This is a genomic window from Streptomyces sp. NPDC002092 (assembly GCF_053593775.1).
Genome location: NZ_JBSFDG010000014.1, coordinates 179,878 through 193,991, shown reverse-complemented (window position 1 = coordinate 193,991; position 14,114 = coordinate 179,878). Strand labels below are relative to the sequence as shown.

Sequence of the window (14,114 nt, the reverse complement as noted above, 5' to 3'; positions counted from 1 at the left end):
GTGAGGATCATATGGGCGAGGCCTTGATGAACCCATCCATCTTTTGTCTGCGGCTCCGTCGACTTTCGGCCTCCTGCGGCCTACTCGGCCTCCTCCTTCGTGTCGACGTCCTCGGCCGACTCGTTCCCGGGTTCATCCTTCTCAGGTACCTCGGAGACCTGCGGCTTCTCCGGCAGTTCCGCGGACAGCGCCGCCGCGGCCTGCACCAGCGGCAGCGCCAGCAGCGCCCCCGCACCCTCGCCCACGGTCACCCCGTGCGAGAGCAGCGGCTCCAGGGCCATCCGGTCCAGCGCCTTCGCCTGCCCCGGCTCCCCGCTGTCGTGCGCGGCCAGCCACCAGTCCGGCGCCCGGAAGGCGATCCGCTGCGCCACCAGGGCGCAGGCGGCCGTCACGACCCCGTCCAGGATCACCGGCATCTTGCGCACCGCGCTCTGCAGCAGGAACCCCGTGATCGCGGCGAGGTCGGCCCCGCCCACGGTGGCCAGCAGCTGCAGTTGGTCGCCCAGCACCGGCCGGGCCCGGCGCAGCGCGTCCCGGATCGCCGCGCACTTGCGCATCCACGCCAGATCGTCGATGGCGAGCCCGCCCCGCCCGGTGACCACGGACGCGTCGGTCCCGCACAGCGCGGCGATCAGCACCCCGGCCGGGGTCGTCCCGCCCACGCTCACATCGCCGAGCACCACCAGATCCGTACCGGAGTCGGCCTCCTCGTCGGCCACCGCGACACCGGCCAGGAAGGCGGCCTCCGCCTCCTCGGCCGTCAGCGCGTCCTCGAGGTCGATACGTCCGCTGCCGCGCCGCACCCGGTGCCGTACGACCTCGGCGGGCAAAGTGTCGGGGTCGCAGTCCAGCGCCATGTCGACGATCCGCACCGGCACGCCGAGCCGCCGGGCGAGCACCGACACCGGCCGGCCGCCCTCCAGGACCTCCCGCACCAACTGGTGGGCGCCGCCCGCGGGCCCTGCCGAGACACCCAGTTCGGCGACTCCGTGGTCGCCGGCGAAGAGGACCACCCGGGGCCGTTCGATCGGCCGCACCGGCACGGCGGACTGGGCCGCCGACAGCCACTCACCCAGGTCGTCGAGGCGGCCCAGCGACCCGGGCGGCACGATCTGACGCTCCCTGCGCGCCTCGGCGTCGCGGCGCACCCCGCCGTCGGGACGCTCGATCAGATCGGTGAAATCGTCGAGATTAAGCGAGCTCATTCGCCGAACAGTACCGGCACCGGCCGAACGGGACAGCGCCACAGGGGCACCACGCGCGCGTGACGTCTTTGCCCCCGGGATATGGATCCCATACGTTCCGTTTTGCAGCGGATTGTCCTACGCCTCCGGGAGCCGGCATGACCTACCCGAGCACCCATGTCAGCGCCCGTGACCGGCGCCGGCACCTCTCGGCGGCCCGCGCGGTCCTGCGGCTCCTGCCCGAACCGGAGAGCTGGCTGGACGTGGGCACGGGCGACGCCCACTTCCCCGGCACGGCACGCGAACTGTTCCCGTACACCTCCTTCGACGGCCTCGACCCCACCCCCCGCGTGTCCTACGCCTGCCATGCAGAGCGCGTCGAGGAGGCCTTCGTAGGGCATGTGACGGACCCTCATATCACCACGATCCTGCGCGGCCGCTACGACGTCGTCACACTCCTCCAGCACCGCTCACCGGTCACGGACCTCCGCGCCGAACTCCGCGCCGCCCTCACGCTCGTCCGCCGCGGCGGCCTCCTCCTCGTGGAGACCCAGCCGGCGCAGTCGCCCGCGCTGCGCACCCAACTCGACTTCCACGGCTGCACGATCCTCGCGACGAGCCGGCACCTCCTCGGCCAGTTCCCGTACACGCACCGGATCATCGCGCGCCGCAGACCCTCAGCCGCGTAGCACCATCGCCTGCCCCGCCACCACCAGCACCACCTGCTCGCACTCCCCGGCGAACGCCGCGTTCAGCCGCCCGAGTTCATCGCGGTACCGGCGCCCCGAAGCGGTCGCCGGCACGATCCCCGAGCCGACCTCGTTGGACACGGCGACCACGGTCCGCCGGCTCGCCCGTACCGCGTCCGTCAGCTCCCGCACCCGCTCCCGCAGGGCCCGCTCCCCGCCGTCGGCCCACTGGGCGTCGTCCCACGCCCCGGCAGAGTCCATCGCGTCCGTCAGCCACAGCGACAGACAGTCGATGAGCAGCGGCGGGCCGTCGGCCGCCAGCAGCGGCACCAGATCGCAGGTCTCGGCCGTCCGCCAGGACCCCGGCCGGCGCTCCCGATGGACGGCCACCCGGGACGCCCATTCCGTGTCGCCGTTCCGCGAGCCGCCCGTCGCCACGTACAGCACGTCCGGAAAGGCCTCCAGGCGCCGTTCGGCCTCCACCGACTTCCCGGACCGCGCCCCGCCCAGCACCAGCGTCCGCCGCGGCACATCGGGCACGTCCTCGTACACCCCGACCGTCAGCGTCGCCCCGTCCGGTACGGCCCGCGCCCCCGCGGCGGCGAGGCGTCGCCGCAACTCGGGCCCCGGCGGCACGTCGTGGTCGAGATGGACGGCGACGACATCCGTGGTCGGGCCGACGGCGCCGACCGCCCGCAACTTGGCCAGCGCGTCCGGCCGCCCCACCATGTCGGTCAGCATCATGTCGTACCCCACGGCCCGGTGGTGCTCAAGACCGGCCGGCGCGCCCCCCGGCGGCAGATACAGCAGCCGCTGCCCGTTCGGCCCGGTCACCGCGTACCCCGTGCCCGGCCCGTCCATCGCCACCGCCCGCACCCGATGCCCCGTCAGCAGCGCCAACTCCCGCCCGTCCGGCACCCGCCCGGGCTGCGGCAGCCCCGCGGGCACCTCGACCACGGGCCCGCGGTGCGGATGCGACAACAGCACCTGCCGTACGCCGGCGAGCGAGTGCCCGGCCCGCGCTGCCGCGAACGCCGCGCCCGGCGTCAGATCGAGCAGCAAAGTCCCGTCCACGAGCACCGCGGTCGCCGCCCGGGCATCCGCGCCGAGCGCGGTCGCACAGGCAGCACAGGGACAGTCGGGGCGGGGCAGTCCCGCGGGGGCACCGGTGCCGAGCAGAGTCACTTCCACGGAAGTGATTTTCGCGTGTCTGCGCAGGTGCTGCCCATCCGACTAGGCTTCTGGCAGGAGGCGGACCAAGATCCGCCTTCTGCTCTGCAGGTGCTCAGACACGGGAGGCGTAGATGACGTCATGGACGTGGCGGTTCGAGAAGGCCGACGGGGCGGAGGTCCAGCCAGCGGTCCAGCCCGAGGAGTTCACCACGCAGGGGGACGCCGAGTCCTGGATCGGGGAGCACTGGAAGGCCCTCCAGGACGGCGGCGCCGACCAGGTGCGGCTGTTCGAGGACTCCGCGGAGATCTACGGGCCGATGAGCCTGCACGCCGAAGAGGCGTAGGCGCCACGGAGGGGGTGGCCGCAATCCGGCCGCTCCCTCCCCCCTTCTGGTCTCACTGCTCGCCCAGCGTCACATCGACTTTCTTCTGACTCCCGTTCCGGGTGAACGTCACCGACGTCCTGTCGCCCGGCTTCTGCGCCGCCAGTGCCTCCGCCAGGGATGTGACGGTGGTGATGTCCGTGTCACCCAGCCTGATGATGACGTCCCCGGGCTGGATGCCCGCCCTGTCGGCCGCCCCGCCGCTCTTCACGGCGACCACCGCGACCCCGGCGGCCTGGTAGCTGTTGTCCACGACCGTACGGCCCGTGATGCCGAGCGCGGCCCGCCCCGAGTCGGTGACCTTGCCGCTCTTGATGATCTGGTCGGCGATCGTCTTCACCATCGACGAGGGGATCGCGAACCCGATGCCGGGCGCCGCGCTGTTGCCGAGAGCGGGGTCGGTGGCGGCCAGCGTCGGAATGCCGATGACCTGCCCGTCGAGATTGACGAGGGCGCCGCCGCTGTTGCCCGGGTTGATGGCCGCGGACGTCTGCACCATGTTGGCGATGGTCGCGCCCGTGCCCCCGCCGCTGCGGCCCTCGCTCACGGTCCGCCCGGTGGCCGAGACGATGCCCTGCGTCACGCTGGACGACAGCCCGAGCGGCGAGCCCATCGCCAGCACGATCTGCCCGACCGCCACCTTCGAGGAGTCCGCGAAGGCGGCCGCCTTCAGCCCGCTCGGCACCTTGTCCAGCTTGATGACGGCGAGGTCCTGGTCCGGGTACGAGTAGACGAGCCGGGCGGTGAGCGCGTCCTCGCTGTTGGCGGTCGTCACCTTGAAGGTCTTCGAGTTCCCGACGACGTGCGCGTTGGTGACGATGCGCCCCTTGTCGTCGTAGACGATCCCCGATCCCAGATCGCCGTCGGCCTGGATCTGCACGACCGACGGCAGAACGTCCTTGATCACCTTCTGGTAGGCGCTCTGCAGATCGCCGGCCGCCATGGGCGCAACGGCCTGCGCGGGCTGCGCGGCCTGCGCGGTCGTCTTCTCCTGCCCACCGGAGGAACCCTCGCCGGAGCACCCCGGGACGAACGCGAGCACGACGACGGGAACGAGCAGCCGGAAGACACGGCTACGGGCAATGTCCATGCCCAGAGTCTCGCTTCGGGGTGAATACCCGGCTTGCGGTATACGCCCGAACGGGCTCGCGGCGTTCGTCAGCAGGGCGGGGGAAGCCAGCGCCGGTTCGGCACCGCCCGTAAAGGGGCGCGGGGAACTGCGCGACCAGCCACGACGGCGCCGCAGAGAACCGACAACCCATCCCGCCCACCGGCGGAGCTACCCGCGCACCCCGCACAGATGCAGCAACGCCGCCACCCCCCGGTACGGATCCGTCCGCCCGGCGCGCTCCTCGACCGCGAGCAAGGTCTCCATGTCGGCGGGGATCTCCGCTCCGTCCGCCGCGGTGTCCGTGAACACCCGCACCCCGTACCAGGCGTGCAGCGGCGCGGCGATCCCGGCGAGCGTCGCGGTCAGCGCCTCCAGGCGGTCGGCCCGCACATCGAGCCCCAGCCGGTTCGTGTACGACACGGTGTCGAAGGCCCCGAGCGCACCGGCCCAGTCCCCGGACAGCCCCGGCCGCATCGCCAGCGCGTCACCGTTGCGTACGAGCAGCGACAGCAGCCCGCCGTGGGCCAGCATCCGGGCCAGCCCCGCCAGCAGCGGATCCGGCTCCTCGACGTACATCAGCACCCCGTGGCACAGCACCACGTCGAAGCTGCCCGGCAGAAAGTGCACCCCGGTGTCCCGGCCGTCACCCTCGATGATCCGCACCCGCTCCCGGATGCCCTCGGGCTCACCGGAAAGGGCCTTCCGCGCGACCGCGACCATCGTCGGGTCCTGCTCCAGCCCGGTCACCTGATGCCCGGCCCGCGCCAGCCGCAGCGCCTGAGTGCCCTGGCCCATGCCCACATCGAGCACCCGCAGCCGCTGCCCGACCGGGAACCGCCCCGCTATCTGCTCGTCGAGCTGCCGGGCCACCAGCTCCTGCCGTACGGCATTGCGCAGACCGCCCAGTTTGCCCAGCCAGGCATCCGCCGCGCCCCCGGAGAACGACGTAGTGCTCAGGGCCGCTCTCCGCGCTTGACCTGCGGCTTCGGCAGCCGGAGCCGGCGCATCTGGAGGGAGCGCATCAGGGCGTACCGGGTGGCGCCCTTGGTGTTCCGGTCCGGGAAGCGCTCGGCGAGCTGCTTCTTCAGCCGGAAGGCGCTGACGACCGCGTCCAGCACGATCAGCACGATCACGACGAGCCACAGCAGCAGCGCGATGCTCTGCAGCGCGCCCACCCGCACCATGCTCAGCACCAGGATGACCACGGCCATGGGCAGGAAGAACTCCGCCACGTTGAACCGCGAGTCGATCCAGTCGCGGGCGAACTTGCGCACCGGACCCTTGTCACGGGCGGGCAGATACCGCTCGTCACCGCCGGCCAGCGCCTGGCGCTGCCGCTCCAGCGCGGCACGGCGCTCCTCGCGCTGGCGCTTGGCGGCGTCCTTGCGCGTCATCGAGGTGTTGGCGACGCTGCGGCGCTGGGACTGGGCCTCACTGCGCTTGGGCGTGGGCCGACCCTTCTTCGCCTGCGGGTCACGGGGCTGCTTGGAGTCGGTCAGCGACGCCTTGTCGGCGACGGCTGCCTTCTCTTCCTTGGCACGGCTACGGAACACAAAACCCAAGGGTACGGGGTGGCCGGGGTTGGACCCCAGCCCCGTGGGGAACGATCCGGCAACACCAGTCGTCATGTAAGGGACAGAGGGGACGTTGCACGTGCTTCCGGCCCCGGGGTCCGCAGGGGTCTCCTTGGGGGGACACCTACTCCCTACGCCGGAGCGGGAGCGGTTGCAGTCGTCCTTGGGGATGAGCGCATCCGTCCCCGAACAGTGCGTCAATGGATGCAGGGCCCGTACTGTGGGTTCTGTCGCAGAGCTGGAGCTGGAAGTCCGTCAGAAGGGGGCGCGCGAAGCCCATGAGCGGTGTCATGAAGCGTATGGGGATGATCTTCCGCGCGAAGGCGAACAAGGCCCTTGACCGGGCCGAGGACCCGCGCGAAACCCTCGATTACTCGTACCAGAAGCAGTTGGAGCTGCTCCAGAAGGTGCGCCGGGGTGTCGCCGACGTGGCGACCTCCCGCAAGCGCCTGGAGCTCCAGCTGAACCAGCTGCAGTCGCAGTCCACCAAGCTGGAGGACCAGGGCCGCAAGGCGCTCGCGCTCGGCCGTGAGGACCTGGCCCGCGAGGCGCTGTCCCGCCGCGCCGCGCTCCAGCAGCAGGTCACCGACCTCGAGACCCAGCACGCGACGCTCCAGGGCGAGGAGGAGAAGCTCACCCTGGCGGCCCAGCGGCTCCAGGCCAAGGTCGACGCCTTCCGTACGAAGAAGGAGACGATCAAGGCGACGTACACGGCCGCCCAGGCCCAGACCCGCATCGCCGAGTCCTTCTCCGGCATCTCGGAGGAAATGGGCGACGTGGGCCTGGCGATCCAGCGCGCCGAGGACAAGACCGCACAGCTCCAGGCCCGCGCCGGCGCGATCGACGAGCTCCTCGCTTCGGGCGCCCTGGACGACCAGTCCGGCATGCACAAGGACGAGATCCAGGCCGAGCTGGACCGGATCTCCGGTGGCTCGGACGTGGAGCTGGAACTGCAGCGCATGAAGGCGGAGCTGGCCGGAGGCTCGTCCCAGCAGGCGATCGAGGGCGGCACAGGGCAGTCTCAGACCCAGCAGCAGCCACAGGACACCCCGCGCTTCGACAAGCAGTAGGGCCCACGCCTAGGAGGCCGACATGGGCGACATGATCGTCAGGATCATGGGGGAGGGGCAGGTGAGGCTGGCCGACAGCCACCTCACCGAACTCAACAAGCTCGACGACGTACTCCTGCAGGAAATGGAGAAGGGCGACGGCCCAGGCTTCCGCCGCACCCTGGAGGCCCTCCTCGCCAAGGTCCGCGAACTGGGCGACCCGCTGCCGGACGACTCCCTGGAGCCGTCGGAACTGATCCTGCCGTCCCAGGACGCGACCTTGGAGGAGGTCCGGGATCTGCTGCGCGACGACGGCTTGATCCCGGGCTGACGGCGTCCGTGTATTCCAGCCCGTCCGGCGTTCGAGGACAAGGCCCCTTGAACGGCCGAAGCGGCTGCGGCCCACCCCCGTTCCTAGCCCCGTAGGGACGCCGTACTGTTCAGACGTGAGCGGCACCCTGGAACGAACGAGATGTCGCCTGACGGCGCACCCCCTCGCGCTGGACGCGACCCTGGCGGCCGGCGTCCTCGCCTGCATGGTGGCCGGCTCCTTCGCCGACCCGCACGGCAAGAACGGCGTCACCTGGGGCGTCCGCACCCCCGACGCCCTCGCCCTCGTCCTCATGGTCCTCGGCGCCCTCGCCCTGGTCTTCCGCCGCCGCGCCCCCAGGACTGTCCTCGCTCTCACCGGCACCGTCTCCCTCGTCGAGTGCATCGTCGGCGACCCCCGCGCCCCCGTCGCGATGTCCGCGGTCATCGCCCTCTTCACCGTCGCCGCCAGCACCGACCGCCCCACCACCTGGCGCCTCGGCCTGCTCACCATGACAGTCCTCACCGGCGCGTCCATGCTGTTCGGGCCCCTCCCGTGGTACGCCCAGGAGAACCTCGCCATCTTCGCCTGGACCGGCATCGGCGCCACCGCCGGCGATGCCGTCCGCAGCCGCCGCGCTTTCGTCCAGGCCATCCGCGAACGCGCCGAGCGAGCCGAACGCACCCGCGAGGAGGAGGCCCGCCGCCGGGTCGCCGAGGAACGCCTGCGGATCGCCCGCGATCTGCACGACGTCGTCGCCCACCACATCGCCCTGGTCAACGTCCAGGCGGGCGTCGCCGCGCACGTCATGGACAAGCGCCCCGACCAGGCCAAGGAGGCCCTCGCCCACGTCCGTGAGGCCAGCCGCTCCGCACTGAACGAACTCCGCGCCACCGTCGGCCTGTTGCGCCAGTCCGGCGACCCCGAGGCCCCCACCGAACCCGCCCCGGGCCTGGACCGCCTCGACGAACTCGTCGGCACCTTCCGCAGCGCCGGCCTGCACGTCGAGGTCGCCCGCGCCGACAACGGCACCACTCTCCCCGCCGCCGTCGGCCTGGCCGCGTACCGCGTCATCCAGGAAGCCCTCACCAACGTCCAGAAACACGCCGGTACGGAGGCGAAGGCCGAGGTCAGCGTCGTACGCGTGGGCCCGAACGTGGAGATCACCGTCCTGGACAACGGCTCCGGCGAGGACGACGCCCCCGACAGCGGCGGCGGCCACGGGCTGCTCGGCATGCGCGAGCGCGTCACCGCCCTGCGCGGCACGCTCACCACCGGCCCCCGCTACGGCGGCGGCTTCCGGGTCCATGCGATCCTGCCGGTCAAGACCCGTACGGCCACTCCGGGGGGAACCGCATGACGATCCGCGTCCTGCTCGCCGACGACCAGGCGTTGCTGCGCAGCGCCTTCCGCGTGCTCGTCGACTCCGAGCCCGACATGGAGGTCGTCGGCGAGGCCTCCGACGGCGCGGAGGCCGTACGGCTGGCGAAGGAGGAGCGGGCCGACGTCGTGCTGATGGACATCCGGATGCCCGGCACCGACGGTCTCGCCGCCACCCGCATGATCAGCACGGACCCCTCCCTCGCCCATGTCCGCATCGTCATCCTCACCACCTTCGAGGTCGACGACTACGTCGTGCAGTCCCTGCGGGCCGGCGCCTCCGGCTTCCTCGGCAAGGGCAGCGAGCCGGAGGAGCTGCTGACCGCGATCCGGATCGCGGCCGGCGGCGAGGCCCTGCTCTCCCCGGCCGCCACCAAGGGCCTGATCGCCCGCTTCCTCGCCCAGGGCGACGCGGACGACGACGGCCGCGACCCCGCCCGCACCGCACGCCTGGAGACGCTCACCGTCCGCGAGCGCGAGGTCCTGGTCCAGGTCGCCGGAGGCCACTCCAACGACGAGATAGCCGAACGCCTCGAGGTCAGCCCGCTCACGGTGAAGACCCATGTCAACCGGGCCATGGCCAAGCTGGGCGCCCGTGACCGCGCCCAGCTGGTCGTGATCGCGTACGAGTCCGGGCTGGTACGTCCAAGGGCGGAGTGAGCTCGACCCGGCGGTGCCTCCGTGTTTGATCGGCCGCGCCGTGGTGAACCGGGCTGGTTCCAACCCGGCTGGTGTTGATCGCGTAAGCCCCGATCGCTCGCTGAGCGCCTGAGCGCCTGAGCGCCTGAGCGCCTGAGCGCCTGAGCGCCTGAGCGGCGTGAGCCAGGAATCCCCAGCCCCGACAGCCGGCGAGGGCAACGCCGTGATCATGGCGTCCTTCGAGTACGGCAACGACACCGAGCAGCTCGTCGCCGACGTCCAGCAGGCCGTGAGCACAAGTGAACGATCATGCTGTGCGAGCGAGTTCAGGGGGCGCAGCAGTGGCGTGTCGGCCACAACCGGCTCGGAGCCCTCAGGCGCCCCTCCCATCGCCCCCATCTCCGTTACGTATTCTGTGGCCTCGAACTGCCGTGCATGGAAGGGGATTCGGGCGTGCCGCTGCACAAGGACGACCCGAAATCGGTCGGCGGGTACAAGCTGGTCGACCGGCTCGGGTCCGGCGGCATGGGGGTGGTCTACTGGGGCAGATCACGCTCGGGCCGTGACGTCGCCGTCAAGGTGGTGCACGCCCAGTACGCGGAGGACAAGGTCTTCCGTGCCCGCTTCCGGCAGGAGATCGAGGCCGTCCGCAAGGTCAGCGGCGCCTTCACCGCACCGGTCGTGGACGCCGACCCGGAGGCGGTACGGCCCTGGATGGCGACCCAGTACGTCGCGGGCAGCTCCCTCGCCGAACGGATCCGCGACCACGGCGCCCTCAAGGGCACCCAACTGCGGCGACTGGCCCTCGGATTGGTGGAGGCGCTGCAGGACATCCACCGGGCCGGAGTGGTGCACCGGGACCTCAAGCCCGCCAATGTCCTGATGGCGGAGGACGGCCCCCGCGTCATCGATTTCGGCATCTCCCGCGCCGTGGAGAACCACAACACCCTGACCGAGACCGGCCAGATGATCGGCACCCCGCCCTTCATGTCACCGGAGCAGTTCACCGACGCCCGCACGGTCGGACCCGCCTCGGACGTCTTCTCGCTCGCCGCGCTCCTGGTCTACTCGGCCACCGGACGCGGCCCCTTCGATGCCGACAGCCCGTACCTGACCGCCTTCCGGGTCGTCCACGAGCCGCCCGCACTGGACGGCGTACCGGGCCCGTTGCGCGCGGTCCTGGAGCGCTGTCTGGTCAAAAACGCCGCCGACCGGCCCCAACTGGACGTGCTGGCCAAGGAGTTCGCCGACGCCCTGCCCGAGTCCGACCCCAGGGACCCGGACACCACTGCCCTCCTCTTCGCCGACCTGAGGACCTTCGAGGAGACGTACGCCGGGACCGGCGGCGCGGGACCCGGAAAGGTCACCCGGGCGGGGCGCACGCGACGCCGCAGGGTCCGCCTCTTGCCGGTGGTGGCCTGCGCGGTGGGCGTGCTGGCCCTGGGTACGGGGTGGTACATACGCTTCGGGCCGGGCTTCCCGGACGACGCCCCGGCGGTGAGTTCCGCCTCGTCCGCGGACTCCCGCTGGGCGGCGCTCCCCACCGGCTGGCAGCCCTGGCAGACGACGATGCACGAGACGGCACAGCGGGGCGAGGCCAACCCGCTCGCGAAGGACAGCGCGGACGCGGGCGACGCCACCTGCCAGACGTACGAGAACGCGGTCTACTGCGCGGGCAACAACATCCTCCCGGTCCGTCTGGACGGCCGTACCGGCGCCACTGTCTGGCGTTCCGCGATCGCGACCTCCGCCGGGGGCGCGGACAAGGCGCGGGACAACTTCGAGCTCCTCGGGGTGCGGGACGACGCGATGCTCCTGCAGCACTACGTCTACGGGGCCGACGGGAGCACCAAGGCGAGCATCGTCGCCCTCGACACCAGGAGCGGCGAGCAGCTGTGGGTCCGGCAACGGAACAACGTCACCGTCGACCAGATCGTCTCCGGCGACCTCGTGCTGACCCCCGACCCCAGCGGCCGGCTGGTGACGGCCCGTTCCCCGCGCACCGGCACCGACCGCTGGACCCTGCAGCTGTCCTCCGACGACTACTGCCAGTTCACGACGGCCGGCTCCCGCCTGTATGCCCAGTGCTTCCCGGACGACGCGACCAAGGGCGCCGTGCTCCTGGAGCTGAACAAGGCCGACGGATCGGTGCTGCGGCGTCTGAAGACCCCGTACACGAGCAGCCTGCTCGGCACCGTCGGCGGCCGGCTGGCCTTCGTGGTCGGCGGCGAAACCGGCCCGGCGCGCCCCGAGGACCTGAAGTTCGGCGAGATCTGGCTGCTCGACCCGGACACCGGCTCGGCCACCACGACGAAGCTGACGACGACCTACGACGGCTCCGTGCGGCTGGCCGCCGACACCCTGTGGATCACCCAGGCCAACGGCCAGGTGACCGCCGTGTCCCCGCTGACCGGAAAACCGCTGTGGCAGACCCGCACCGGCGTCGAGGGCTCGGGACAACCCACGTACGACGCCCGCACCCGCACCCTCTACCTGGCCAGCACCAGCGGCCGGGTCGCCGCCCTCGACACCCGCAAGGGCACGCTGCTGTGGGAGACGGGCGCCCACGCCGACCAGCTCGCGAGCGGCGACGTGACCAAGTCCAAGGTGCTGCTGAACGGCGGCGCGCTGGTCGTGAGCACCCCGGACGGCACCGTCTTCAGCCTGGACCCCGCGCACCCCGAGCGGAAACCCGTCTCGGGGTGACAGCGGCACAGAAGGCTATGGCTACGGCAGCGCCAGCATCCGCTCCAGCGCCAGCTTCGCGAACGCCTCCGTCTCCTTGTCGACCTCGATCCGGTTGACCAGGTTGCCCTCGGCCAGCGACTCCAGCGTCCAGACCAGGTGGGGCAGGTCGATGCGGTTCATGGTCGAGCAGAAGCAGACCGTCTTGTCGAGGAAGACGATCTCCTTGCCCTCGGGCGCGAAACGGTTCGCGAGCCGTCGTACGAGATTGAGCTCCGTGCCGATGGCCCACTTGGACCCGGCGGGCGCGGCCTCCAGGGCCTTGATGATGTACTCCGTCGAGCCGACGTAGTCAGCCGCGGCCACGACCTCGTGCTTGCACTCCGGGTGGACCAGCACGTTCACGCCGGGGATGCGCTCGCGCACGTCGTTGACCGAGTCCAGCGAGAACCGGCCGTGCACCGAGCAGTGGCCGCGCCACAGGATCATCTTCGCTGCGCGCAGCTCGTCCGCCGTCAGGCCGCCGTTCGGCTTGTGCGGGTTGTAGAGGACACAGTCCTCCAGGGACATGCCCATGTCGCGGACGGCGGTGTTGCGGCCGAGATGCTGGTCGGGCAGGAACAGCACCTTCTCGCCCTGCTGGAAGGCCCACTCCAAGGCCTTCTTGGCGTTGGACGAGGTGCAGATCGTGCCGCCGTGCTTGCCCGTGAACGCCTTGATGTCCGCGGACGAGTTCATGTACGAGACCGGCACGACCTGCTCGGCTATCCCGGCCTCCGTCAGCACGTCCCAGCACTCGGCGACCTGCTCCGCGGTGGCCATGTCCGCCATCGAGCACCCGGCCGCGAGGTCCGGCAGGACGACCTTCTGGTCGTCGGAGGTCAGGATGTCCGCGGACTCCGCCATGAAGTGCACACCGCAGAACACGATGTACTCGGCCTCCGGGCGCGCCGCCGCGTCCCGGGCCAGCTTGAACGAGTCACCCGTGACGTCGGCGAACTGGATGACCTCGTCGCGCTGGTAGTGGTGGCCGAGCACGAAGACCTTGTCGCCGAGCTTCTCCTTGGCCGCGCGGGCGCGCGCCACCAGATCCGGGTCGGACGGGGAGGGCAGGTCGCCGGGGCACTCGACGCCCCGCTCGCTCTTCGGGTCGGCCTCGCGGCCGAGCAGCAGCAGGGCGAGAGGAGTCGGCTGTACGTCGAGCTCCGGGGTCTGGGCGGTGGTCACGACACGCACCCTTTCTGTTCTGCGGGAGGTTCTGCTGGAGGTCCTGCGGATGGCCGTTCTGCGGACGGGCTTCCCGTCCTTCTCGTCGAACTGACGCTATCTATCATAACCCGCTTCACGTCAGTTTGACGATGGTCATTGCGTCGATGTGACATGAATCCCGATGAGCCGTTTTCCGCTCGCCATCGCATGTGCGAGCATGAAGGAGGCGCCGAAAAACGGCGCCCGGCCCGGAATGAATCCGCGGCCTTGCCGGTTGCACCAGTCGGCAAGCAGTCTCCGTACAACCCGGGAGAGATGTAGATGTCCGTATCGGACGAGACCAGCACCGTCACCGACGGCATCATCCTGTCCGACGCCGCCGCGGCGAAGGTCAAGGCCCTGCTCGACCAGGAAGGCCGTGACGACCTGGCTCTGCGTGTCGCCGTTCAGCCCGGCGGCTGCTCCGGCCTGCGCTACCAGCTCTTCTTCGACGAGCGCTCCCTCGACGGAGACGTGGTCAAGGACTTCGGCGGCGTCAAGGTCGTCACCGACCGCATGAGCGCCCCGTACCTGGGCGGCGCGTCGATCGACTTCGTCGACACCATCGAGAAGCAGGGCTTCACGATCGACAACCCGAACGCGACGGGCTCCTGCGCCTGCGGCGACTCCTTCAGCTAAGCCCTGCCGGCTCGCTGAACAACTGAACAGACCGAAGGCGGCGGCCCCCT

Annotated in this window: 14 protein-coding genes; 8 read left to right on the top strand and 6 right to left on the bottom strand. The window is 71.0% G+C overall.

Annotated features, from left to right (window positions below; genetic code table 11):
- Nucleotides 1–80 precede the first annotated feature (80 nt).
- Nucleotides 81–1,205, bottom strand: a complete 1,125-nt coding sequence (gene cobT / locus ACWCRD_RS30465; protein ID WP_450968965.1) for a nicotinate-nucleotide--dimethylbenzimidazole phosphoribosyltransferase — start codon at nt 1,203–1,205, stop codon at nt 81–83.
- 137 nt (nt 1,206–1,342) lie between these two features.
- Here cobT and ACWCRD_RS30460 point away from each other — a divergent pair, with 137 nt between their 5' ends.
- Nucleotides 1,343–1,873, top strand: a complete 531-nt coding sequence (locus ACWCRD_RS30460; protein ID WP_450968964.1) for a methyltransferase domain-containing protein — start codon at nt 1,343–1,345, stop codon at nt 1,871–1,873.
- Here ACWCRD_RS30460 and ACWCRD_RS30455 read toward each other — a convergent pair.
- Nucleotides 1,862–3,064, bottom strand: a complete 1,203-nt coding sequence (locus ACWCRD_RS30455; RefSeq protein ID WP_450968963.1) for a bifunctional adenosylcobinamide kinase/adenosylcobinamide-phosphate guanylyltransferase — start codon at nt 3,062–3,064, stop codon at nt 1,862–1,864. The genes ACWCRD_RS30460 and ACWCRD_RS30455 overlap by 12 nt on opposite strands.
- 113 nt (nt 3,065–3,177) lie before the next feature.
- Between ACWCRD_RS30455 and ACWCRD_RS30450 the strand changes: the two genes are divergently transcribed.
- A complete protein-coding gene (locus tag ACWCRD_RS30450; RefSeq protein ID WP_365845313.1) occupies nt 3,178–3,390 on the top strand; it encodes a hypothetical protein in 213 nt (70 codons plus the stop codon).
- Between the two features lie 52 nt (nt 3,391–3,442).
- Here the strand turns inward: ACWCRD_RS30450 and ACWCRD_RS30445 are convergent, their stop codons facing one another.
- From ACWCRD_RS30445 to ACWCRD_RS30435, 3 genes are all read right to left on the bottom strand, one after another.
- A complete protein-coding gene (locus ACWCRD_RS30445) occupies nt 3,443–4,519 on the bottom strand; it encodes a S1C family serine protease (protein ID WP_450968962.1) in 1,077 nt (358 codons plus the stop codon).
- Between the two features lie 189 nt (nt 4,520–4,708).
- On the bottom strand, nt 4,709–5,410 hold the full coding sequence (locus ACWCRD_RS30440; RefSeq protein WP_450968961.1) for a class I SAM-dependent methyltransferase: 702 nt from the start codon (nt 5,408–5,410) through the stop codon (nt 4,709–4,711).
- A gap of 83 nt (nt 5,411–5,493) precedes the next feature.
- Nucleotides 5,494–6,168, bottom strand: coding sequence for a DUF3043 domain-containing protein (locus ACWCRD_RS30435; RefSeq protein ID WP_450968960.1), 675 nt, complete (start codon nt 6,166–6,168; stop codon nt 5,494–5,496).
- A 251-nt stretch (nt 6,169–6,419) separates the two neighbouring features.
- Between ACWCRD_RS30435 and ACWCRD_RS30430 the strand changes: the two genes are divergently transcribed.
- From ACWCRD_RS30430 to ACWCRD_RS30410, 5 genes are all read left to right on the top strand, one after another.
- On the top strand, nt 6,420–7,184 hold the full coding sequence (locus ACWCRD_RS30430; RefSeq protein ID WP_450969060.1) for a PspA/IM30 family protein: 765 nt from the start codon (nt 6,420–6,422) through the stop codon (nt 7,182–7,184).
- A gap of 31 nt (nt 7,185–7,215) precedes the next feature.
- Nucleotides 7,216–7,494: a PspA-associated protein PspAA gene (gene pspAA, locus ACWCRD_RS30425; RefSeq protein ID WP_450969059.1), complete on the top strand. Its 279-nt coding sequence runs from the start codon at nt 7,216–7,218 to the stop codon at nt 7,492–7,494.
- 115 nt (nt 7,495–7,609) lie between these two features.
- Nucleotides 7,610–8,833 (top strand): sensor histidine kinase, encoded by a 1,224-nt coding sequence (locus ACWCRD_RS30420; protein WP_450968959.1) that lies wholly within the window; start codon nt 7,610–7,612, stop codon nt 8,831–8,833.
- On the top strand, nt 8,830–9,513 hold the full coding sequence (locus tag ACWCRD_RS30415; protein WP_450968958.1) for a response regulator: 684 nt from the start codon (nt 8,830–8,832) through the stop codon (nt 9,511–9,513). The genes ACWCRD_RS30420 and ACWCRD_RS30415 overlap by 4 nt, the downstream gene beginning before the upstream one ends.
- A 432-nt stretch (nt 9,514–9,945) precedes the next feature.
- Nucleotides 9,946–12,198 (top strand): protein kinase domain-containing protein, encoded by a 2,253-nt coding sequence (locus tag ACWCRD_RS30410; protein WP_450968957.1) that lies wholly within the window; start codon nt 9,946–9,948, stop codon nt 12,196–12,198.
- Nucleotides 12,199–12,219: 21 nt separating this feature from the next.
- On the opposite strand, the gene nadA is transcribed toward ACWCRD_RS30410, so the two are convergent.
- Entirely contained in the window at nt 12,220–13,404 is a 1,185-nt protein-coding gene (nadA, locus tag ACWCRD_RS30405; RefSeq protein WP_450968956.1) for a quinolinate synthase NadA, read from the bottom strand.
- A gap of 303 nt (nt 13,405–13,707) precedes the next feature.
- Between nadA and ACWCRD_RS30400 the strand changes: the two genes are divergently transcribed.
- Complete coding sequence (locus ACWCRD_RS30400) at nt 13,708–14,064, top strand: iron-sulfur cluster assembly accessory protein (RefSeq protein WP_030582488.1); 357 nt, start codon at nt 13,708–13,710, stop codon at nt 14,062–14,064.
- The last annotated feature ends 50 nt before the right edge of the window (nt 14,065–14,114 follow it).

What these genes read in the sequence shown, in the direction of transcription:
- ACWCRD_RS30450 (WP_365845313.1), top strand. Translation starts at nt 3,178, where the DNA reads ATGACGTCATGGACGTGGCGGTTCGAGAAGGCCGACGGGGCGGAGGTC.
- cobT (WP_450968965.1), bottom strand. Translation starts at nt 1,205, where the DNA reads ATGAGCTCGCTTAATCTCGACGATTTCACCGATCTGATCGAGCGTCCC.
- ACWCRD_RS30445 (WP_450968962.1), bottom strand. Translation starts at nt 4,519, where the DNA reads ATGGACATTGCCCGTAGCCGTGTCTTCCGGCTGCTCGTTCCCGTCGTC.
- ACWCRD_RS30400 (WP_030582488.1), top strand. Translation starts at nt 13,708, where the DNA reads ATGTCCGTATCGGACGAGACCAGCACCGTCACCGACGGCATCATCCTG.
- ACWCRD_RS30435 (WP_450968960.1), bottom strand. Translation starts at nt 6,168, where the DNA reads ATGACGACTGGTGTTGCCGGATCGTTCCCCACGGGGCTGGGGTCCAAC.
- ACWCRD_RS30460 (WP_450968964.1), top strand. Translation starts at nt 1,343, where the DNA reads ATGACCTACCCGAGCACCCATGTCAGCGCCCGTGACCGGCGCCGGCAC.
- pspAA (WP_450969059.1), top strand. Translation starts at nt 7,216, where the DNA reads ATGATCGTCAGGATCATGGGGGAGGGGCAGGTGAGGCTGGCCGACAGC.
- ACWCRD_RS30430 (WP_450969060.1), top strand. Translation starts at nt 6,420, where the DNA reads ATGATCTTCCGCGCGAAGGCGAACAAGGCCCTTGACCGGGCCGAGGAC.
- ACWCRD_RS30415 (WP_450968958.1), top strand. Translation starts at nt 8,830, where the DNA reads ATGACGATCCGCGTCCTGCTCGCCGACGACCAGGCGTTGCTGCGCAGC.